Below are 20661 nucleotides of genomic sequence, written 5' to 3'. Positions count from 1 at the left end.
AACGGAGTTTGGCGCGATGAGCCGCTCCGACCGCGTTCTGGCCGATGCAGAAGCGGTGCTGCGCCGCCATAGCGACCGGGCGCGCAGCCTGTCCACGCGGGCGCGGGAACGGCGCAATGCCGGCCTGATCCGCAAGGTCAAATATGCTTTCTGGGCAGTGCTGGCGATCGTGCTCGCCAGTGCGGTCGCGGGCTTCATCATGCCCCTGGGCGTATCAGGCGTCATGATCGCGCTGGGCGTCATCATCGCAGCTTTGGTCCTGATCGCCCTCGTCCCTACCGAAACCCGCGTCCGCACCGAGGCGCTGGCGCAGACGGAACTCGCCGCCCTGCCCCTCAAGACCGAAATCTGGCTTGAGAACCAGCGAAAGGCGCTGCCCGCGCCTGCCATAACCCTGGTCGACAGCATCGGCGTGCGGCTGGAAACGCTGGCCCCGCAGCTCGAACGCATGGGCGAAGGTGATCCGGCGGCGCAGGAAATCCGCAAGCTCCTGGCCGATCATCTTCCCGAACTCGTCACCGGCTATCAATCCATTCCCCAGCCGCTTCGGCGTCAGGAACGCAACGGCCGTGTCCCGGAAACGCAACTCGTCGAAGGGCTTTCCGTCATAGACGCTGAAATCGCACGGATGAGCGAGACCCTCGCCAGCGGCGATCTGGACAAGCTCGCCGTGCAGAACCGGTTTCTCGAACTCAAATATCAGGAAGCCAAGGAACTAGGGCAGTAGGCCCTGCGCTCCTTGCGGCATGATCCATCTCACCCTGATCATCGTGGATTTCCTGACCGGCCTGCTGGCGGCGGGCGCATGGGCGCTGGCTTCGGCCGGCGGGGCGATCGCGGCGGTGCTGGGCGGCGGCTTTATGGGCGTGTCGCTGTTTCGGAGATGGCGACGGAAATAACGACGATCAGATTTCCAGCTGCGATCCCAGTTCCACCACCCGGTTCACCGGCAGCTTGAAGAAGTCCATCGGGCTTTCCGCGTTCCGGATCATCCAGGCGAACAGCTTTTCGCGCCACATCGCCATGCCCGGCCGCGCCGAGGGGATCAGGGTCTGGCGACTGAGGAAATAGCTGCTGTCCTTCACCGTGATCGGCCCGCCGCAATCCTGGACCGATTTCAGCACGGCCGGAATGTCCACCTCCTCCATGAAACCATGGTTCAGGACAAGGCGATAGAAGCCCGCGCCATGATCCTCCACCTGCGACCGCAGCGCTTCATGCAGGTGCGGCACGCCATGCGTCCGTACCGTCAGGATGATGTTGCGTTCGTGCAGGATGCGGTTGTGCTTGACGTTGTGGAGCAGAGCCGGCGGGACGCCGGCGGTGCTGGACGACAGGAAGATGGCGGTGCCCGGCACGCGTTTCAGCGACGTCATGGTGGACTGGATGAAAAGGTCCAGTTCCATCGCGCCTTCCTGCAACCGTTCGCGCATGATCCGGCGGCCCGTCGCCCAGGTCGTCAAGATGACGAACGCCACCGTCGCCACCATCAGCGGAAACCATCCGCCATCGGGAATCTTGGTCGCGTTGGATGCGAAATAGGCCCCATCGATCAACAGGAACAGGCCGGTCACGCCGCCTGCCGCCAGCGGCGGCCAGCGCCAGATGGAGAAAGTCAGCACGCCCAGCATGCAGGCGGTAATCACCATGGTGCCCGTGACCGCGATGCCATAGGCCGCCGCAAGGTCCGTCGAACTGCCGAAACCGACCACCAGCATGATGACGAATATCAGCAGCGCATGGTTGACCAGCGGTACATAGATTTGCCCCGCTGCCGACGCGCTGGTGTGCAGGATGCGAAGGCGGGGCAGAAATCCCAATTGCACCGCCTGCTGCGTCACTGAAAAGGCGCCGGAAATGACAGCCTGGCTGGCGATGATCGTGGCCAGCGTGGCAAGAATCACCAGCGGCAGACGCGCCCAGTCCGGCGCCATCAGAAAGAAGGGATTGGCCGCCGCAGCCGGCTGGTCGATCAGCAGCGCACCCTGCCCCAGATAGTTGAGCAGCAGGCAGGGGAATGCCGCGTAGAGCCAGGCGATGCTGATCGCCTTTCGCCCGAAATGACCCATGTCGGCATAGAGCGCCTCCGCGCCCGTCACCGCCAGCACCACCGAACCCAGCGCCAGGAAGGCCAGCACCGGATCCAGGGCGAAGAAACGGAACGCCCATAGAGGATTGACGATCGCGACGATCTCTGGATGACGCCATATGTTCATGACGCCGAGCAGCGCCAGCACGATGAAGTAGACGACCATCACCGGACCGAACAACGCGCCGACCCGCGCCGTGCCGAATCGCTGGATCAGGAAAAGCCCCACCAGGATGGCGATCGCGATCGGCAGGACGAGCGGCGTAAGATTCGCCTCAACCACCGTCAGGCCTTCCACGGCCGAAAGCACTGAAATGGCGGGCGTGATGATGGCGTCTCCATAGAAGAGCGCCGTCGCCAGCACGCCAAGCGCCGCGATCAACGGGGTTCGGCCCGACCCTTCCAGATTGCGCCGGATCAGCGCCAGCAATGCCATGCTGCCGCCTTCGCCATGATTGTCCGCGCGCATGACGATAAACACATATTTGACCGTGACGATCAGCGTCATCGTCCAGAAGATCAGCGACAACACCCCGTAGATATGCAGCGGATCGACCGTCAGGGGATGATGGCCGACGAAGCTTTCCTTCAACGCGTAGAGCGGTGAGGTGCCGATGTCACCGAACACCACGCCCAGCGCGCCCAGCGCCAGCGGCCCCAATCCCTGAGCAGGACCATGGCCGCTCCCCGCATTTCCTTCGACCTCGCCCTGCATAGCTGATCATTCTCCGTCACTTCTCCCGTCGATGCATGAGCGCCGAGGGGATTTCCATATGAATGATCGGGTCGGTCCATAGTATTTCCATATGAATCTCTCTGGACGACGCAAATTCCTACGCAAATACAATGGAGCGGGACGGTTGATGCTCTCGAAATGCTACGCGACCAGCCGTAGGTAGAGTCTCCTTCGACATTTGGAGGAGAGCCGTCTGCATGACCCGTCATGGTTGGCCGACATCGGTCGGATTGCGATTGGCCGGACTTGCCCTGCTGCTATGCGTTCGGCCGATGGGTTCCCACCTCGCCGCGTCGGTGCATCGCACCGCCGCTGTCACGACAGGGCAGTTCCTGCTGGCCGGGGCCTGTTTCCTCTGCGCTTCGGTAGGTATCGCGCTGCTCGTCGCGGGGGCAGCGCTGCTCAAAACCGTTCCGGTCACGGCGCGATGGGCTGGCTAGAAACGACATGGGGGAAAAATAACCCGGACAGCGACGGGCGTGTGCAGTTCGCCGATCAGCTGTCCGGGATCGCAACGTCGCCAATCTTGGAGAGGCATGACAACGTTGTCCCCGCCCCTCTAGGAGATTTCCCGTCGCCTTGCAACCCTCTTTGATGAGGGCGGCAACCTTGCCCGTTTTGAAGGGCGAGGTTGCGGCGACGGGGGCACCAGGCCGCGACGTTGTTCAGAGGAGCAGCGTCCGCTGCGCGCCGCTCAGCGCTTGACCGACAGGCGATAGATCATCTCATGATGATAGGGTTTGCCCGGATCGACCCGCGCCGACACGAAACTGGGCTTGTTGGGCGCGTCCGGAAATTTCTGCGGTTCAAGCGCGATGCCGTCGCTCATGCGATAGAGGTGGCCTCCCTTCCCCACCAGCGACCCGTCGAGGAAATTGCCGGTGTAGAATTGGACACCCGGCTCTGTCGTCAACACATCGAGCACGCGGCCGGATTGGGGATCTTCCAGCCGAGCCGCCAACCCCGGAACCTTGGTCAGCCCCTTGTCGAGCGCGAAATTATGGTCGTACCCATGGCCGGCGACGATCTGCGGATCACGTCCGTCGCGAATGCCGTCCGCCACGCGCCGGGGCGTGCGAAAATCGAAGACGCTGCCGTCCACGGGCTTGAGTTCGCCCGTCGGGATAAGGTGGTCATCGACTGGCGTGAAGGCTTTGGCAGGGATGGTCAGCAGGTGATTGACCGTCCCTTCTGGCGCGCCCTCGCCCGCCAGGTTGAAGATGGCGTGATTGGTCATGTTGACGATAGTGGGCTTGTCGGTCTTTGCGTCGAAGGCGATGGCTAGGTTGTTGGCCTCGTCCAGCGTGTAGGTGACGGTGACGTCCAGCTTGCCGGGATAACCCGCGTCACCGTCCGGGCTGGTGAGACCCAGCACCACGCTGGCCTTGGGACCGCTCTTCATGGACACGACCGTCCACACCTGCTTGTCGAATCCCTTGCCGCCGCCATGCAGCGAATTGACCTTGTCGTTGAGCGGCAACTGATAGGTCTTGCCGTCGAGCATGAACTTCCCGCCGGCGATCCGGTTGGCATACCGCCCCACGGTCACGCCATAATAATTGGGGTGCTCGACATAGCCTTCAAGGTCGTCATAGCCCAGCAGGACGTCCGCCGTCTTGCCCGACTTGTCCGGCCCCGACAGCGACTGCAGTGTCGCGCCGTAGGTCAGTATCTTCGCCGACATCCCTTGTCCGTTGCGGAGGGTGATCGTCTCCACCGCCGCGCCGTTCGCGCTTCCGGCCGGCGCCCGGCTCGCCTCTGCCGCCAACGCGGCCCCTACGGTCATGACCGCGCCCATGGCCCCCAGGGACAAAGTGGATTTCAGGGCAATTCTGATGATGCTGGCCTTTTTCATGGACGTCCTCTCTACGCGCGCGGTCGCCCATTGACGGGCGGTTGGTGGCCATATACTCGGACATATTGAGCGGACGCAAGCCTTTGACGTGGCGGTTCGCATCAAGATTGCTTGCGGAGGAGGATCAATGGCTGGACCGATCTCGTCAGGCGCGGGGGCTTCCGCGACCTATAATCCCGGCACGCGCTACGGCCCTGCATTGGCCCTGCTTGCCAGCCTCTTTTTCATGTGGGGCTTCATCACCGTCATCAACAACACGTTGCTACCGCATCTGCGGAGCGTGTTCGACCTGAGCTACACCCAGACGACGCTGATCGAATCGGTCTGGTTCATCGCCTATTTCTTCGCATCCATCCCGTCCGCCAAGCTGATCGAACGGGTCGGATACCAGAAGTCGATGGTGATCGGGCTGCTCATCATGGCGGCCGGCGCGCTCGGCATGACATTGGCGGCTTCCATCCCATCCTATGGCGTGACGCTGGTCATGCTGTTCGTCATCGCCAGCGGCATCACCCTGCTCCAGGTCGCGGCCAACCCCTATGTTGCCGTCGTCGGAAAACCCGAAACAGCCTCCTCACGCCTCAATCTGGTTCAGGCGATGAATTCGGCCGGTACGATGCTGGCGCCGATGTTCGGCGCCTATCTGATCCTTGGCCGGTCGAAGGGCGGCACGGCGCAAGGCGATGTCGTCCTGACCCAGGCGGAACGGCTGGCCGACGCGCAGTCGGTGGTCCTTCCCTATGTGCTGGTGGCGATCGTTCTGGTCGTGCTTGCCGTCGTGATCGCGCGCTTCCCCCTGCCCGCAATGGGCGCCGCGACGCAGCGTCACAACAAAGAAGAACGGAAGAAATATTCACTCTGGACCCACCGCAACCTGGTATTCGGCATTCCCGCCATCTTCATTTACCTGATCGCGGAAATCGGCGTCGCCAACCTGTTCGTCAACTTCGTCAGCCAGCCGCAGATCGCCAATCTGACGCACGAGCAGGCGGGCAATTACCTCACCTTCCTGTGGGGCGGGATGATGGTCGGCCGCTTCGTCGGCTCCGCCATCATGCAGAAGTTCGATGCCGGCCATGTCCTCGCCGCCTTTTCCATCGGCGCGTTCCTGGTGATGCTGGTCACGGTGTTCACCACCGGACCGGTCGCCATGTGGTCGCTGATCCTGGTAGGCCTGTTCCATTCGATCATGTTCCCGACCATCTTCACCCTCGGCATCAAGGGTCTGGGACCGCTTACGGAGGAAGGCTCCGGCCTGCTGATCATGGCCATCGCGGGCGGTGCGCTGGTTGTGGTGCAGGGCTGGCTCGCGGACATCTACGGCTTGCAGACCAGCTTCCTGCTGACTGCCGTTTGCGAACTCTATGTGCTCTTCTACGCGCTGTGGGGCTGCAAGGTGACGAACGCCCTGCCGGACCAGCAAATCGCTGACTGACGCGGGGGCGTCGAAAACAGAAAAGGCCGGCGCGGGACGACCGCGCCGGCCTTTTCTTGTCCTGCCGGATCGGCTTCGCCTTATCCTTGCATGGCGCTGGCCGTATCCTCCAGCGCCAGTTGCACCAGCGCGCCCATGGCGTCGGCCGCGCCCTGGGCATCGCCGGCGGCGATGGCGTCGAACACGCGGACATGGTCGGGGATCGGGTTGCGCGGCAGGGCGCGGGCACGCTGCTTGAACTGGGTGGTCCAGTTGACCGCCGCGCCGATGCTGGCGGTCAGCACGATCAGCGCATCGTTGCCCGTGGCCTTGAGAATCGCATTGTGGAAATCGCGGTCGGCGGCGCGGCCGGCATCGGTCGCCAGCGTATGGCGGCGCATCGCGGCAAGCGAGTCCTTCATGACCTTGAGGTCATCCTTGCCGCGCCGCTGCGCAGCCAGCCGCGCGGCAGCCGGTTCGACGATGGCGCGCAGTTCGAACAGGTCGCGCACGAACTGGATGTCGGGCTCCCCCGCGAAGGCCCAGGCCAGCACTTCAGGGTCAAGCAGGTTCCAGCGCGTGCGCGGCAATACCCGGGTGCCCGCCTTGGGCCGGCTTTCCACCAGGCCCTTCGCGGTCAGCACCTGAATCGCCTCGCGATAGGCGCTGCGTGACACTTCCAGCTCTTCCGCGAACGCGACCTCGCCCGACAGCGTGTCGCCGGGCTGATACTGGCCGGACAGGATCGCCATGCCCAGTTTGTGGGCGATCGCGCCGTGCAGCCGTCGCCCAGGGCCCCTGACCGGACGGACATCGCCGCCATCATCCTTAACCGTTCCCTGCTTCGAGGGATCGTCCTGCACCATTTCCGCTCCTCCCGCTTTCCCCGACGCGAAATGGCTCGTGCTACAACACGAGGATTGCCATTACTACTCTCCTGAAATATGTCGGAGTAAATCGGTCATATCGTTGCGGGCGTGCCTGTCGGCGCGCAGCAGCGCGGCCATCGACGAAAAGGCGCCATCGCGCGCGGAAGGAAGATTTCATGACATTGCGCCTGTTGCAGCATCGGTCCGACCGGGGCGAGCGATCGGTTATCGCCGCACGGGGCGACGCTGCACATTTCGTGACCGGTGTCGCCACGATCCGCGCTCTGGCGCTGCGGGCGATCGCCGGGGGCATCGGCCTTGCCCAGGCTGTCGAACAGGCGGGTCAAGGCGACAGCGTCGACATCGCGGCCGAATTTGCGGCTGGTCGCCTGCTCGCACCGATCGATCATGAAGACGACGCGCATGTGCTGCTGACGGGCACCGGCCTCACCCATCTTGGGTCCGCGGAAGGCCGCGACAAGATGCACCGAGAAGCCGCGGCGGCCGAAAAGCAGACCGACAGCATGCGCATGTTCCTGGAAGGTCTGGAAGGTGGCAAGCCCGCCGCCGGGCAGGTGGGCCAGCAACCGGAATGGTTCTACAAGGGAGACGGATCGCAACTGGTCGGCCCCGGAGAAGCGCTGACCATGCCGTCTTTCGCCAAGGATGGCGGAGAGGAACCGGAACTGGCGGGCGTGTATATCATCGGTGACGATGGCACACCCCATCGCCTGGGCCTCGCGCTCGCGAATGAATTTTCGGACCATGTCACCGAACGGCACAATTATCTCTGGCTCGCCCATTCCAAGCTCCGTCAGGCGGCGCTCGGGCCGGAACTGCTGGTCGGCGACCCGCCCGCTCATGTCGAAGGGGTCAGCCGCATCCTGCGCGACGGGCAGGTGATGTGGGAAAAGCCCTTCCTTTCGGGCGAAGCGAATATGTCGCACAGCCTGGCCAACCTGGAGCATCACCATTTCAAATATGCATTGTTCCGCCGGCCCGGCGACGTGCATGTCCATTTCTTCGGCACCGCGACCCTCTCGTTCAGCGACGGCGTGACCACGCAGGAAGGCGACGTCTTCGAAATCGAGGCGGCCCCCTTCACCCTGCCGGCTCGCAACCCGCTCACGCGCGCGCAACCGGCGGAGGTCACCGTCCAGCCGCTCTAGGGCCGTTGCCGACCCTCAAGACCATCCATCACCAAATAGAGCTTCAGGAGAGGACGCATCATGATGAAGACCCTGCGCCGCACCACCGCCGCGCTGCTGCTTTGCGCCAGCGCGCTGGCGTGCGGCACGGCCGTGGCCGACACGGACGGCAAGCCGACCACCGCGACCATCCACGCCGACAAGCCGGGGCCCGTCTATGACAAGCGGATCTTCACCCAGTTCGCCGAGCATCTGGGCCATGGCATCTATGGCGGCCTGTGGGTCGGCAACGACAAGTCCATTCCCAACACCAACGGATTCCGCAACGACGTCATAGGGGCGCTGCGCAACCTGGCCGTTCCGGTCATTCGCTGGCCCGGCGGCTGCTTTGCCGACGAATATCATTGGCGCGAAGGCGTCGGCCCCCGCAACAAGCGCCCGGTCAAGGTCAATACCAACTGGGGCGGCGTCACTGAACCGAACGCGGTCGGTACCCATGAATATTTCGAACTGCTGCGCCAGGTCGGCGCGGACGCCTATATCTCCGGCAATGTCGGCAACGGCACGCCCCAGGAAATGGCGGAATGGATCGAATATATCACCGCCCCCGCCGGCAGCCTGGCCGACGAACGTGCGAAGAACGGCCACAAGGAACCGTGGGCGCTGCCCTCCTTCGGCATCGGTAACGAACTGTGGGGCTGCGGCGGCAACATGCGGGCCGAATATGCCGCCGACGTCACCAAACGCTACTCGGCCTTCCTGAAGGTTCCCGCCGGCAAAAAGCTGGTGCGTATCGCGTCCGGCGCGAACGGCGGCGATTACAACTGGACCGAAGTGATGATGCGGGACGCGGCCAACCAGCTCGATGCCCTGTCACTTCATTATTATACCCTGGCCCAGGGCGGCTGGCCGCCCAAGGCCGATCCGGTCAATTTCGACGAGACCGCCTGGGCCGACACGCTGGCCGCGACCTGGAAGATGGACGAACTGATCACCGGCCATTCCAAGGTCATGGACAAATATGACCCGCAAAAGCGCATCTTCCTGGCGGTCGATGAATGGGGCACATGGTATGCGCCCGATCCCGGCACCAACCCCGGTTTCCTGCGCCAGCAGAACACGCTGCGCGATGCGCTGGTCGCTTCGGTCAATCTCGACATCTTCGCCAAGCATGCGGACCGCGTCCGTATGACCGCCATCGCGCAGATGGTGAATGTCCTTCAGGCGATGATATTGACCGACGGCAAGAAGATGATCCTGACGCCGACCTATCATGTGTTCGAGATGTACAAGCCGTGGCAGGATGCGACCGTCCTTCCCATCGACTTGACGACGCCCTGGTACAACAAGGACAAGTTCGTGATGCCGGCGGTCAGCGGCTCGGCGGTGCGCGGCAAGGATGGCAAGGTCCATGTCGGCCTCTCCAATCTCGATCCCAGCCAGCCCAACACAGTCACGGTCAAGCTGGATGGACTGAACGCCGCCACCGTGTTGGGCCGGGTGCTGACGGCGCAGGCGATCAACGCCCACAACACGTTCGCCGCGCCGGATGTGGTGAAGCCTGCGCCGTTCACGGGCGCTCAGCTCGGCAACGGCACGCTGACCGTCACCCTGCCGCCCAAGTCGGTGGTCGTCCTCGACCTGCAATGATGCCGCCCGGCAGGCTTCCCGTCCGCGCGATAGAAAGCCTGCCGACCGGTTTGGCGGCCCGTCGCGTCGACCGGCCTGCTTCGACATTTTCTCCTTGCTCCACGCCCGTTCCCATGCACAAAGCTTGCCAATTGTCGCGCGCGACGCCATTTTCGCGCGTGTTTCAGGATTTCGTGTAAGGACGTACCGTATGGACGACGTGATGGCCCCGGACCGGACGGCGCAAAGGCCGCAAATTCCGCTGGAAGTCGGCGACGGCTTGTCGGTCATCTCGATCGCGAAGAGCTATGACAAGCGGGTCGTCCTGTCCGACGTGTCGCTGACCGTGGGCAAGGGAGAGGTCGTCGGCTTGCTCGGCCCCAATGGCGCGGGCAAGACCACCTGTTTCTATTCCGTCATGGGCCTCGTCCGCCCGGATCATGGCCGCATCATCCTCGACGGGCAGGACATCACCAACCTGCCCATGTATCGCCGCGCCATCCTGGGTCTTGGCTATCTTCCGCAGGAAACATCGATCTTCCGCGGCATGACCGTGGCGCAGAATATCGGTGCGGTGCTGGAACTGGCCGAGCCGGACAAGGCCGCGCGGGAGGCGCGGCTGGAGCAGTTGCTCTCCGAATTCGGCCTTGGGCGCTTGCGCGATTCGGCCGCGATGGCCTTGTCGGGCGGCGAGCGTCGCCGCTGCGAGATCGCCCGCGCGCTGGCCGCCAACCCGTCCATCGTGCTGCTGGACGAACCCTTCGCCGGCATCGACCCGCTCTCCATCGCCGACATCCGCGATCTGGTGAAACAGTTGAAGACCCGGGGCATCGGCGTTCTCATCACTGACCATAATGTCCGCGAGACGCTGGAGATCGTCGATCGCGCCTGCATCATCTATGACGGACAGGTGCTTTTCGCCGGAAGCCCGACCGAGCTCGTCGCCAACGCCGATGTGCGTCGCCTCTATCTGGGCGAGAATTTCCAGCTCTAGATATGGCGGCGCTGCGCTTTCCTTTCGCCGTCGATAGCGAACGCTGATGGCGCTAGGCCCGCGCCTCGATCTGCGTCAGAGCCAGTCGCTCGTGATGACGCCCCAGCTCCAGCAGGCAATCAAGCTGCTGGCGCTGAGCAATCTGGAGATAGAGGCGTTCGTCGCCGGGGAACTGGAGAAAAACCCCCTCCTCGAACCCGGCAGTCCCGCCGACGCCACCCCCGTTCCGGACGGGATCGACCGAGCGGAGGAGCGTCCCACTCTTGCTGCCGAAACCGGCGCGAGCGACGAACTGATCGCACAGGGCCTGGGTGCCGCGGACAATCCGCTCGATGTCGATCACGGAACGACCACCTTCATCGACGACGGCCCGGCCGACCGCATGGCCGGATCGGGCGGCGGCATGGACATGCTGGGCGCGTCGGGCGGCTATGCCGAGGAAGCGCCCGACTTCGACAGTTTCGCCGCGCCCGATGTGGGCCTGCACGAACATCTGATGGACCAGGCGCGCGCCGCCCTTTCCGGCATGGATCTCATCATTGCCGCGCATCTGATCGGGCAGATCGACGAGGCCGGCTATCTTGACGCGAACCTGCTCCAAGCTGCCCATGCGCTTGGCGTTCCGCTCTTCGACGTCGAACGGGTATTGGCCGTCATTCACGGCTTCGAGCCCACGGGCGTCGGCGCGCGTACCCTGTCCGAATGTCTCGCGCTCCAGGCGAAGGACGCCGACCGCTACGATCCCTGCATGGCGCGCCTGCTCGCCAATCTCGACCTGCTGGCCAAGGGCGCGCTGCCGCAACTGCGCCGCATCTGCGGCGTGGATGAGGAGGACATGGCGGACATGATCGCGGAGCTGCGCGGCTATGATCCCAAGCCGGGCCTGCGATTTTCCGGCGATCGCGCGGCGCCCGTCATTCCCGACCTGTTCGTGCGGAAGACGCGCGAAGGCTGGGGGATCGAGATCAACGGCGCCACGCTTCCCCGGCTGCTCGTCAACCGCAGCTATTATGTCGAACTGGCAAGCGGCCCGCAGGACCGGAACAGCAAGGCTTGGCTTGCCGATTGCCTCGCGAGCGCCAACTGGCTGGTGAAGGCGCTCGACCAGCGGCAGAAGACCATCATAAAGGTGGCCGGCGAGATCGTGAAGCAGCAGGAGGCCTTTTTCCGCGAAGGCGTCGCTCACCTGAAGCCGATGACGCTCAAGGCCGTCGCCGACGCCATCGGCATGCACGAAAGCACAGTCAGCCGCGTAACCTCCAACAAATATCTCTCCTGCCCGCGCGGCCTCTACGAGCTCAAATATTTCTTCTCCAGCGGCGTTTCCTCCGCCACCGGCGATGGCGCAGTGTCGGCCGAAGCGGTGAAGAGCCACATCAAGGCGCTGATTGGCGCGGAAGATCCGCAGGCGATCCTTTCCGACGACACGCTGGTCGACATGCTACGCGCGCGCGGCATGGACATCGCCCGGCGCACCGTCGCCAAATATCGCGAAGCGCTAGGCATCGGCTCCTCGATCCAGCGGCGTCGACAGAAGGCGCTCAAGGGCCGCGCCGCCTGACCCCGCCTGTCCTATGCGGCATGGCTCGCCCTATACTGCACATGCCTTTGCGATAGGATCAGGCACTCGCAACAAAATGTCAAAATCTGCGGGAAATATGCGAAGTTAAGGGTCTTGATTCCTATGCGCCCACTCGGCAACAGCCGGTGCACTGCCGCCTGAAAGGACGTTTCCCCCATGTCTATCGCCTATCTGAACGGCGTTTTCCTGCCGTTGGAAGACGCCCGCATCTCCCCGCTGGATCGCGGCTTCCTGTTCGCGGACGGCATATACGAGGTCGCGGCGGTCATCGACGGACGGCTGGTCGACAATCCCGGCCATCTGGCGCGCCTGGAACGCTCGACCGCGGCGATCGGCATCACGCTGCCGCTGCCGCTCGATGACATTCAGGCTGTGCAGAAGGAACTGGTCGTCCGTAACGCCCTGTCCGAAGGGCTGGTCTATCTTCAGATCACGCGCGGCGCAGACGTGTCGCGCGACTTCATCGCGCCTGCGTCGCTCAATCCCACGCTCTTCCTCTTCGCGCAGGATCGGCCCTTCCTGGACCTGCCCGCCGTCCGCACCGGCATCTCCGTCGCCACGATGCCGGACCTTCGGTGGAAGCGCCGCGACATCAAGAGCGTTGGCCTGCTTGCCCAGGCCATGGCCAAGAAGGCGGCGCGGGATGCCGGAGCGCAGGAAGCGTGGATGGTCGAGGACGGATTCATCACCGAAGGCGCATCGTCAACCGCCTTCATCGTAACCGACGAAGGGATCGTCACCCGTCCCTACAGCGAGGCGGTTCTCGCCGGTTGCACTGCCAGCGCGCTCGCCGCCCTGGCGGAAGAAAGCGGCCTGTCCGTCCTTCGGCGCCCCTTCACCGTGGCCGAAGCGCTCAAGGCGAAGGAAGCCTTCATCACCAGCGCCTCGACTCTGTGCCAGTCGGTGGTGAGGATCGACGGACACAGGATTGGCGATGGGATGCCAGGTCCGGTCGCGAACCGGCTGCGCGCGCTCTACATCGAATTCGCGCGATCCACTGCCATCTGACTATTACCGCCGAAATGGATGAACCTTGATGCTTACCTCCACGTGATCGGAAGCCACCAGATCGGCGGCATTTCCCGCGACATCGGACCAAGGCCGAAACGGAAAACGCGGTTTGCCCCGGCATTTTCCTCCATCGTCGTTTTATTCTGGATCAATATCGGGCTGATTGAATCCGTTCTTGCTTTATTCTCGGGAACGAAGATAGAACGGGAGCGACGCGATGCTGGAAGAATATTCTCTCACTCCGCCCATCGAAGGCCACCATGGACAGGTCTCCCTGCCATTGGCTGCCCGCGATGATCGCCCCGGCCTTCTCGTTTTCGGCGATTGGCTCGATGCGGAGGATTTCCGGCCCCTTGCCGATGCCGCCGGCTTCCGGTTGCTGGGGGCGATCGGTCTTGAAGACGCGTCCGACCGCCTGGACCGGCAGACTCATTGCGACGGCGTCCTGCTTTTCTGCCGATCTGCGACGCCGTCGCTGGAGCGGTTGCTTGTTCAGGTGGAAACGCAGGCGGTGCAGACCGGCATGGCCGTCATCCTTGTGGCCGGATGGGATACGGTGGACCTGGCCTATGGCTGTGTGCGCAGCCCCAATACTCAATTGCTGTGCGACCCGGATCGGATGGAACTGGCCGCTGCCATCGTTGCCTTGGGCGAGCATCGGCCGTCGGCCGGTCGAGTCCATGAAGTCGATGGGGAAAGCGCAAGATTGCAGCAGTTGAGCGACGAGGTCGGTCGTCTGGCACGGACGCTGGACGCGCTGACCCAGCGGGCCCGCCCCGGCGCAACCCCCAGCTTCGACCTTGGCCCGCGCATTTCGGACCGGCCCAGCGACTATATCGGCATGCCCGCCCTCACCCCCATGGGCTCGGCCGGTGCTGCGCCCGCCAAAATGTCGACCGACATCAGCGCGGCGCAAATCCGGGATCTGCTGCGCGCGCGGCGCCTGCGTGCCGATTTCCTGCCCGGTGACCTGTTTGCCGATCCCGCCTGGGACATGTTGCTCGACCTCTTGGCGGCACGGCTGGATCAGGAAAGGGTTTCGGTATCCAGCCTGTGCATCGCTGCGGCGGTGCCGCCTACCACGGCGCTGCGCTGGATCAGGACGCTGACAGACAGGGGGCTGGTGGAGCGGCAGGCCGATCCTTATGACGGTCGGCGCGTCTTCATCACCCTGGCGCAGGAAACCGCAGACGCGTTGATTCGCTGGTTCGGTGCCAGCCGACGTTTGTGGACCGCATGACCCGGCTTGACCGGCGCGCCTTTTGCCCGCAATAGGCGCTTGCCCAGGGGGCGATTAGCTCAGTTGGTAGAGCGTCTCGTTTACACCGAGAATGTCGGCGGTTCGAGCCCGTCATCGCCCACCAGTTTTTCGGATCAGAAAAATCCGGGGAACATTTTCCCGAAAAATTCCCGAGCGATAGCGAGGGGTGTCGGCAATCAGAGCCCATCCGGGGGACAGGCGACCGAAAATCTTCGAGCATCGATGCTGCGAAGATGCAGCGGACTGGAAATTTCGAGCGAAAGCCGAAGGGGCCGGAACGGCCAGCCGCCTTGTTTGCACATTCTCGGCAAGTCTCCATAGTCCGCATCCGTAACGTTCATGTCCCGGCAAGCTTGGAGGGCGCATTGATCCTGCATGTCGTTCGCAGCATCCCTCCTCGGCGCCGCCTTGCCCCTGGTGCTGATGCTGTCCCCGTTCGTCGTCATGGCCGCACGCGCCTGTCCCGACTCGGCCCCTGCCGCTCAATCCGTCGAGGTCAGGCCCACGCCCTGTCCGCGTCCCCTGCCGATGCTGATGTGACCGCCGATATTGCAGCGCCCCGTCACCACTGCTAACGCCATCGGCCATGATCCAGCCGCCTGAAATCATCCGAGTCTCCAAATCCCGCATATCCTGTGACGGATCGGGCGACATACCGGCCGCCCTTGGCCATCCGCGCGTCTTTCTGGAAATCGACGAGCATGGCTATGTCGATTGCGGCTATTGCGACCGCCGCTTCGTCCTGATTGGCAGTATTGCCGACAATGGCGACGTCGTGTCCAAACCCGACATCGCCTCAGGCGCCAGCCTCTAAACGAACGGTCTCGTTCACATGGCGGGCAGCCGAAGCTCGCCATGCGCCTTTTGTGGTTGGGTTGAGCGAATGGCGCGCCTATATCAAGGGCATGACTGATATCGCCCCCCTCTTCACCGACGCTCGCGGCCTTCTCTATCGTCCGGGCCTTCTGGACCCTGACGCTGCACGGCAATTGACCGCGCAGGCCCTTGCCTCGTGCGACGATGGCGAACTCTATCTGCAGTATAGGGCCAGCGAAAGCTTCGGGTTCGACGATGGTCGGCTGAAAACCGCCGATTATTCGACCGATGCCGGCTTCGGTCTGCGCGGCGTATCAGGCGAAATGACGGGATTCGCCCATGCCAACGACATCAGTGAGGCCGCCATTCGCAAGGCAGCCCAAACGCTGACCCTGCTCGATCCCGCCAAGGCTCAACCTGCTCCCCCGCCGCAGCGGACCAACCGGCATCTCTATACCGACGCCAATCCGCTGGAGATCGTGCCCTTCGCCGAAAAGGTAGCGCTATGCGCAGAGGTCGATGCGGCCGCGCGCGCGCGGGACCCGCGCGTCGTACAGGTATCGGTCAGTCTCGCGGGCAGCTGGTCGGTCGTTGAGATCGTCCGGGCGGACGGCTTTACGGCGACTGACATCCGCCCGCTGGTCCGCCTCAACATATCGGTCATTCTGGAAGAGAATGGGCGGCGGGAAACCGGCGTATTCGGCATCGGCGGCCGTTATCTCTATGACAAGGTCATGGACCCTGCGGTCTGGAATCGCGCGATCGACGAGGCACTGGCCCAGGCGCGCGTCAACATGCGTTCGGTCGCCGCTCCGGCGGGCGAGATGACGGTGTTGCTTGGGTCCGGCTGGCCCGGCGTTCTGGTACATGAGGCGATCGGCCACGGTCTGGAGGGTGACTTCAATCGCAAAGGAACGAGCGCCTTTTCCGGTCGTATCGGACAGCGCGTCGCCGCACCGGGCGTCACCGTGGTCGATGACGGCAGCATCATGGACCGGCGCGGGTCGCTTTCGATCGATGACGAAGGCACGCCGACGCAGGAGAATACCCTGATCGAGGACGGCATCCTGCGCGGCTACATGCAGGACCGGCTCAACGCGCGCCTGATGGGTGTCGAGCCCACCGGCAACGGCCGGCGCGAAAGCTATGCCCACGCGCCCATGCCCCGCATGACCAACACCTTCATCAAGGGCGGACAGGATGACCCGGAGGAACTGCTGAGCCGCATGAAGTCCGGCATCTTTGCAAAGAGCTTCGGCGGCGGACAGGTGGACATCGTGTCGGGCAAGTTCGTCTTCTCCTGCACCGAAGCCTATAAGGTGGAGAATGGCAAGCTGGGCGATCCCATCAAGGGCGCAACGTTGATCGGCGATGGCCCGACCGCGCTCACCAAGGTAATCGGCATCGGCAACGACTGGGCACTGGACGAGGGTATCGGGATGTGCGGCAAGGGCGGGCAGAGTGTACCCGCCGGGGTCGGCCAGCCCACCTTGCTCATGGAAGGGCTGACAGTGGGCGGCACCGCCGCCTGAACGACACGGCACTGCCCCTACGCCCGCCTCCGCTTTCACAGCGGTTGTCAGGCGCATAGCGCGACGGGCCGAGCCGCACTGACAGTCGGATCGCGGAACCCTACCGCCGCTGCGTCATTGGACCATCATGAACATGCTGACAGACAGCCACGATGCCGTGACCGCGGACTGGGCCGCCGCCCTTCTGGATTTCTGGTTCAACGACGTGGGCGAAGACGGCTGGTGGAGCCATGACGCTGAACTGGACCGCACCTGCTCCGCGCGATTTGCAGATCTTTGGGAGGCAAAGCAGGCCGAGCCCGTGACATCCTTTCTGGGTCGGGCCGATGACGCGCTGGCCGCGGTCCTGCTGTTCGATCAACTTCCCCGAAATATGTTTCGGGACAGTGCGCGCGCGTTTCAGACCGATCCCCTGGCACGGGATATCTCGCGGGGCGCGATCGCCCATGGCTATGATGTCCAGATCGGTGGTGCGGGGCGCCTGTTCTTCTATATGCCCTTCATGCATAGTGAAGCGTTGGAAGATCAGGATTTGTCGCTCAGTCTGTTCGAAGGCGCGGGCGACGAAGAGTCCCTCCAATTCGCGCGACGACATCATGCAACCATAAAGCGGTTCGGACGTTTCCCCCACCGCAATGCCGTCCTAGGCCGCGTCAACCGCCCGGAAGAAGCGGAAGCCGCTACGGAAGGTGCGCGCTGGTGACCGATCTGCCTAAAAACTGAGCAGCTTTCACTCTTTGCCCATTTTTTCAGCGACATTATGGGAACGCGCCTGGACAAGCGGCGCATTAACCCGTCCTTAGCAAATTGGCACGGCATTTGCTCATGTGCCCCCGCACACCAATAAAGGGGGCGACATGAAACTTGTCATGGCTATCATCAAGCCGTTCAAGCTTGACGATGTCCGCGAGGCGCTATCCTCGCTCGGCATCGCGGGAATGACGGTCAGCGAAGTGAAGGGCTTCGGTCGCCAGAAAGGCCAGACCGAAATCTATCGCGGCGCGGAATATTCCACCAACATGGTCCCGAAGATCAAGATCGAGGTGGTCTGCGACGACGACCTCGCGCCCCGCGTTGTTGAAGCGACCCAGGCGGCCGCCAATTCGGGCGCCATCGGCGATGGCAAGATTTTCGTCCTCGATGTCGGTCAGGCCGTGCGTATCCGCACCGGCGAGACTGGCGAAACCGCGCTGTAAGAAGGGGGGAATGATGACCTTTTCCAAGATAATGTGCGGCATTGCGGGGGCGGCCGGCCTGTCCCTGCTCGCCGCGTCGCCGGCGCTCGCCGCCGCTGCAGGGCCAATCAAGGCTCCCGATGCCGCCGCAATGGCGGGCATGGTCAACAAGGGCGACGTCGCCTGGATGCTGGTTTCGGCGGCGCTGGTGCTGATGATGTCGGTTCCCGGCCTTGCTCTGTTTTACGGCGGCCTGGTGCGCACTAAGAACATGCTGAGCATCCTGATGCAGGTGTTCATGATCGTGTCGGTCGCGGGCCTGGTCTGGGCTTGCTGGGGCTATTCGATGGCCTTCACCTCGACCAATACACCCTTCCCCGCCATTTTCGGTGGCTTGGACAAAGCGTTCCTGATGAACGTCAGCAGTTCCACCTATGGCGCGACCTTCAGCAACAATGTCTATCTGCCCGAACTGGTGTTCGTGGTGTTCCAGATGACCTTCGCCATGATCACTCCGGCGCTGATCGTCGGTGCATTCGCCGAGCGCGTGAAGTTCTCGGCGCTGATCGTCTTCGTGGTGCTGTGGCTAACCGTCGTCTATTTCCCGATGGCGCACATGGTCTGGTACTGGGCCGGCCCTGACTTCCTGCCTGACGCGCCGACCGACGCCGGCTTGCTCTGGGGCTGGGGCGCGCTCGACTTCGCTGGCGGCACCGTTGTCCACATCAACGCCGGTATCGCCGGTCTGGTGGGAGCGATCATCATCGGCAAGCGCATCGGTTTCCCCAAGGAACCCATGCCGCCGCACTCGCTGACCATGACCATGATCGGCGCAAGTCTGCTGTGGGTCGGCTGGTTCGGCTTCAACGCCGGCTCCAACCTGGAAGCCAATGCCGTCACTGGCGTCGCCTTCATCAACACCATGCTCGCCACCTGCGCGGCTGCGGTCAGTTGGGCGCTGGTCGAGCAGTTCCACCACGGGAAGCCCTCGCTGCTGGGCGCGGTGACCGGGGCGGTAGCGGGCCTCGTTGCCATCACGCCTGCTGCCGGCCTTGGCGCACCGATGACCTCAATCGTTCTCGGCCTCGTCGTCTCCCCGATCTGCTACATCTTCGTGGCTTTCGTGAAGGGCAAGATCGGCTATGACGACAGCCTGGACGTGTTCGGGGTTCACTGCATCGGCGGCATCGTCGGCGCGATCGGCACCGGCATCGTCGCGGCTCCGTCGCTCGGCGGCCAGGGCGTGTTCGATTACACGGTCTTCCCAGCCGGCTTCAATGCCGACAGCTACTCCATCGCGACCCAAGTCGTCACGCAAATCAAGGCAGTGGTCTTCACCCTCGTCTATTCGGGCGTGCTGAGCGCGATCCTCTACTTCGTGATCGACAAGACCATCGGTCTGCGTCCGAGCGCCGACGCCGAGCAGGAGGGCCTCGACCTCTCCAGCCACGGCGAGCGCGCTTACAACTACTGAGATCGGCAGGGCGGCCCGCTCCCAAAGGGCTAAGGGCCGCCCGCCAACCGATGTTCCTCCTGCGAACATGCCTTGGGCCGATACGAAAGTATCGGCCCATTTTTTGCTGCCGATGTGCGAGCTTCGGCCCTATTTTTCGATCAGCGCGGTCTAACCCAAAGGGTGGCCGACCGCGGCGCAGTGGCGGGCCAACGATGATGCCGCCCGACAAGCTGGGCCGCGGCTTTCGCTACCCAGCCGAGCTTTTCAGACTTGGGGGTCACGACCCGATCATCCCAGGCCGCACCGCCGCGCCGGGCGACTTCGCGAGCGATGTCGCCATAGATGCCCGCCGCAGCCAACACCGCCCATGCGGCCCTGGCAGGCAGCGCGCCTGTGCCGTGTCGCGCGCTTTCCTCATAGGCCGCCGCCATGTTCGCCAGCCTGCGCCCCAGCACAGTCAAGCGAGGCCGCGCTTCCACCGTCATCAGGGTCGCCGGCGTCAGTCGGGATTCCGCCAGCCAGTCCGCGGGCAGATAGCATCGCCCGGCAGCCGCATCCTCCCCCACATCGCGGGCGATGTTGGCGAGCTGAAAGGCAAGGCCGAGATCGCAGGCGCGATCGAGCGTGGCCTCGTCGGCCGGATCAACCCCCATCAGCACCGCCATCATGCATCCGACCGCCCCCGCCACATGATAGCAATAGCGGAGCAGGTCATCCTCGCTCTTTGGCCGCCACTCCGCGGCATCGAGGGCGAAGCCGTCGATCAGGTCATGGGCGTAGCGCGAGGGGATGGCGCATTCGCGCATCACAAGGCCGAAGCCATCGAAGGCTGGATCGCCGGTGAGTTCGCCCCTCAGCGCCGCATCGGTGCGCGCGCGCATGTCGGCCAGCCTGGCCGGACCATCGGTCACGCCGGCCAGCGTACCGCCATGGTCCTGCCCATCGGCGATGTCGTCGCACTTGCGGCACCAGGCGTAGAGCAGCCAGGCCCGTTCGCGAGTCACGGGGTCGAACAGCTTGGAGGCCATGGCGAAGCTTTTCGAGCCGCGCGCGATGCTTTCGCGGGCGTGTGCGACAAGGGCGGCGCGGTCAGG

General features: G+C 63.7%; 20 protein-coding genes and 1 tRNA gene. 17 read left to right on the top strand and 4 right to left on the bottom strand.

Annotated elements, in window-relative coordinates; genetic code table 11:
• The first annotated feature begins 16 nt into the window (after window positions 1-16).
• Together AX724_RS02555 and AX724_RS23855 are read left to right on the top strand one after the other, a co-directional pair.
• Complete coding sequence (locus AX724_RS02555) at window positions 17-727, top strand: hypothetical protein (RefSeq protein ID WP_066763240.1); 711 nt, start codon at window positions 17-19, stop codon at window positions 725-727.
• Between the two features lie 19 nt (window positions 728-746).
• Window positions 747-899: a hypothetical protein gene (locus tag AX724_RS23855; RefSeq protein WP_197421451.1), complete on the top strand. Its 153-nt coding sequence runs from the start codon at window positions 747-749 to the stop codon at window positions 897-899.
• 6 nt (window positions 900-905) lie between these two features.
• Here AX724_RS23855 and AX724_RS02550 read toward each other — a convergent pair whose 3' ends face one another.
• Window positions 906-2804, bottom strand: a complete 1899-nt coding sequence (locus AX724_RS02550) for a potassium transporter Kup (protein ID WP_082733376.1) — start codon at window positions 2802-2804, stop codon at window positions 906-908.
• Window positions 2805-3022: 218 nt separating this feature from the next.
• Between AX724_RS02550 and AX724_RS02545 the strand changes: the two genes are divergently transcribed.
• Window positions 3023-3265 carry a hypothetical protein gene (locus AX724_RS02545; RefSeq protein WP_066763239.1) on the top strand — a complete coding sequence of 81 codons (243 nt, stop codon included), beginning with the start codon at window positions 3023-3025 and terminating at the stop codon, window positions 3263-3265.
• A 254-nt stretch (window positions 3266-3519) separates the two neighbouring features.
• On the opposite strand, the gene AX724_RS02540 is transcribed toward AX724_RS02545, so the two are convergent.
• Window positions 3520-4680 (bottom strand): aldose epimerase family protein, encoded by a 1161-nt coding sequence (locus AX724_RS02540; RefSeq protein ID WP_066763238.1) that lies wholly within the window; start codon window positions 4678-4680, stop codon window positions 3520-3522.
• A 127-nt stretch (window positions 4681-4807) separates the two neighbouring features.
• Between AX724_RS02540 and AX724_RS02535 the strand changes: the two genes are divergently transcribed.
• Window positions 4808-6115: a sugar MFS transporter gene (locus AX724_RS02535; protein ID WP_066763237.1), complete on the top strand. Its 1308-nt coding sequence runs from the start codon at window positions 4808-4810 to the stop codon at window positions 6113-6115.
• Between the two features lie 80 nt (window positions 6116-6195).
• Here AX724_RS02535 and AX724_RS02530 read toward each other — a convergent pair whose 3' ends face one another.
• Window positions 6196-6960, bottom strand: coding sequence for a FadR/GntR family transcriptional regulator (locus AX724_RS02530; protein ID WP_066763235.1), 765 nt, complete (start codon window positions 6958-6960; stop codon window positions 6196-6198).
• Between the two features lie 179 nt (window positions 6961-7139).
• On the opposite strand from AX724_RS02530, the gene araD1 reads away from it, so the two are divergent.
• From araD1 to AX724_RS02470, 13 genes are all read left to right on the top strand, one after another.
• Window positions 7140-8132, top strand: coding sequence for an AraD1 family protein (gene araD1 / locus AX724_RS02525; RefSeq protein WP_066763233.1), 993 nt, complete (start codon window positions 7140-7142; stop codon window positions 8130-8132).
• A gap of 60 nt (window positions 8133-8192) precedes the next feature.
• The gene (locus AX724_RS02520) at window positions 8193-9761 is read left to right on the top strand and encodes an alpha-N-arabinofuranosidase (RefSeq protein WP_066763231.1); all 1569 of its coding nucleotides are present in this window, start codon (window positions 8193-8195) and stop codon (window positions 9759-9761) included.
• 190 nt (window positions 9762-9951) lie between these two features.
• On the top strand, window positions 9952-10734 hold the full coding sequence (gene lptB / locus AX724_RS02515) for an LPS export ABC transporter ATP-binding protein (protein WP_066763229.1): 783 nt from the start codon (window positions 9952-9954) through the stop codon (window positions 10732-10734).
• 46 nt (window positions 10735-10780) lie between these two features.
• Entirely contained in the window at window positions 10781-12295 is a 1515-nt protein-coding gene (gene rpoN / locus AX724_RS02510) for an RNA polymerase factor sigma-54 (protein WP_066763224.1), read from the top strand.
• A 177-nt stretch (window positions 12296-12472) separates the two neighbouring features.
• On the top strand, window positions 12473-13324 hold the full coding sequence (locus AX724_RS02505) for a D-amino-acid transaminase (protein WP_066763223.1): 852 nt from the start codon (window positions 12473-12475) through the stop codon (window positions 13322-13324).
• A 220-nt stretch (window positions 13325-13544) separates the two neighbouring features.
• Window positions 13545-14567, top strand: coding sequence for a winged helix DNA-binding protein (locus tag AX724_RS02500; protein ID WP_066763222.1), 1023 nt, complete (start codon window positions 13545-13547; stop codon window positions 14565-14567).
• A 48-nt stretch (window positions 14568-14615) separates the two neighbouring features.
• Window positions 14616-14691 (top strand) — tRNA-Val (locus AX724_RS02495).
• A 272-nt stretch (window positions 14692-14963) separates the two neighbouring features.
• The gene (locus AX724_RS23850; protein WP_197421450.1) at window positions 14964-15128 is read left to right on the top strand and encodes a hypothetical protein; all 165 of its coding nucleotides are present in this window, start codon (window positions 14964-14966) and stop codon (window positions 15126-15128) included.
• 46 nt (window positions 15129-15174) lie between these two features.
• Complete coding sequence (locus AX724_RS02490) at window positions 15175-15402, top strand: zinc-finger domain-containing protein (protein ID WP_066763220.1); 228 nt, start codon at window positions 15175-15177, stop codon at window positions 15400-15402.
• 91 nt (window positions 15403-15493) lie between these two features.
• Complete coding sequence (gene tldD / locus AX724_RS02485; RefSeq protein WP_066763295.1) at window positions 15494-16936, top strand: metalloprotease TldD; 1443 nt, start codon at window positions 15494-15496, stop codon at window positions 16934-16936.
• Between the two features lie 127 nt (window positions 16937-17063).
• The gene (locus AX724_RS02480) at window positions 17064-17639 is read left to right on the top strand and encodes a DUF924 family protein (RefSeq protein ID WP_066763217.1); all 576 of its coding nucleotides are present in this window, start codon (window positions 17064-17066) and stop codon (window positions 17637-17639) included.
• Window positions 17640-17793: 154 nt separating this feature from the next.
• On the top strand, window positions 17794-18132 hold the full coding sequence (locus tag AX724_RS02475; protein ID WP_004209785.1) for a P-II family nitrogen regulator: 339 nt from the start codon (window positions 17794-17796) through the stop codon (window positions 18130-18132).
• Window positions 18133-18145: 13 nt separating this feature from the next.
• Entirely contained in the window at window positions 18146-19585 is a 1440-nt protein-coding gene (locus AX724_RS02470) for an ammonium transporter (RefSeq protein ID WP_066763294.1), read from the top strand.
• 140 nt (window positions 19586-19725) lie between these two features.
• Here the strand turns inward: AX724_RS02470 and AX724_RS02465 are convergent, their stop codons facing one another.
• The gene (locus AX724_RS02465; protein ID WP_269454111.1) at window positions 19726-20622 is read right to left on the bottom strand and encodes a phytoene/squalene synthase family protein; all 897 of its coding nucleotides are present in this window, start codon (window positions 20620-20622) and stop codon (window positions 19726-19728) included.
• Between the last annotated feature and the right edge of the window lie 39 nt (window positions 20623-20661).

It is taken from the genome of Sphingobium sp. CCH11-B1, assembly GCF_001556865.1.
Classification (GTDB): Bacteria; Pseudomonadota; Alphaproteobacteria; order Sphingomonadales; family Sphingomonadaceae; genus Sphingobium.
This window is presented reverse-complemented; position numbering and strand designations above follow the sequence as displayed.

Coding starts and splice junctions, on each gene's coding strand:
- rpoN (WP_066763224.1), top strand. CDS start 10,781: ATGGCGCTAGGCCCGCGCCTCGATCTGCGTCAGAGCCAGTCGCTCGTG.
- AX724_RS23850 (WP_197421450.1), top strand. CDS start 14,964: ATGTCGTTCGCAGCATCCCTCCTCGGCGCCGCCTTGCCCCTGGTGCTG.
- tldD (WP_066763295.1), top strand. CDS start 15,494: ATGACTGATATCGCCCCCCTCTTCACCGACGCTCGCGGCCTTCTCTAT.
- lptB (WP_066763229.1), top strand. CDS start 9,952: ATGGACGACGTGATGGCCCCGGACCGGACGGCGCAAAGGCCGCAAATT.
- AX724_RS02540 (WP_066763238.1), bottom strand. CDS start 4,680: ATGAAAAAGGCCAGCATCATCAGAATTGCCCTGAAATCCACTTTGTCC.
- AX724_RS02475 (WP_004209785.1), top strand. CDS start 17,794: ATGAAACTTGTCATGGCTATCATCAAGCCGTTCAAGCTTGACGATGTC.
- araD1 (WP_066763233.1), top strand. CDS start 7,140: ATGACATTGCGCCTGTTGCAGCATCGGTCCGACCGGGGCGAGCGATCG.
- AX724_RS02520 (WP_066763231.1), top strand. CDS start 8,193: ATGATGAAGACCCTGCGCCGCACCACCGCCGCGCTGCTGCTTTGCGCC.
- AX724_RS02550 (WP_082733376.1), bottom strand. CDS start 2,804: ATGCAGGGCGAGGTCGAAGGAAATGCGGGGAGCGGCCATGGTCCTGCT.
- AX724_RS02490 (WP_066763220.1), top strand. CDS start 15,175: ATGATCCAGCCGCCTGAAATCATCCGAGTCTCCAAATCCCGCATATCC.
- AX724_RS02535 (WP_066763237.1), top strand. CDS start 4,808: ATGGCTGGACCGATCTCGTCAGGCGCGGGGGCTTCCGCGACCTATAAT.
- AX724_RS02480 (WP_066763217.1), top strand. CDS start 17,064: ATGAACATGCTGACAGACAGCCACGATGCCGTGACCGCGGACTGGGCC.
- AX724_RS02530 (WP_066763235.1), bottom strand. CDS start 6,960: ATGGTGCAGGACGATCCCTCGAAGCAGGGAACGGTTAAGGATGATGGC.
- AX724_RS02470 (WP_066763294.1), top strand. CDS start 18,146: ATGACCTTTTCCAAGATAATGTGCGGCATTGCGGGGGCGGCCGGCCTG.
- AX724_RS02555 (WP_066763240.1), top strand. CDS start 17: ATGAGCCGCTCCGACCGCGTTCTGGCCGATGCAGAAGCGGTGCTGCGC.
- AX724_RS23855 (WP_197421451.1), top strand. CDS start 747: ATGATCCATCTCACCCTGATCATCGTGGATTTCCTGACCGGCCTGCTG.
- AX724_RS02545 (WP_066763239.1), top strand. CDS start 3,023: ATGACCCGTCATGGTTGGCCGACATCGGTCGGATTGCGATTGGCCGGA.
- AX724_RS02500 (WP_066763222.1), top strand. CDS start 13,545: ATGCTGGAAGAATATTCTCTCACTCCGCCCATCGAAGGCCACCATGGA.
- AX724_RS02505 (WP_066763223.1), top strand. CDS start 12,473: ATGTCTATCGCCTATCTGAACGGCGTTTTCCTGCCGTTGGAAGACGCC.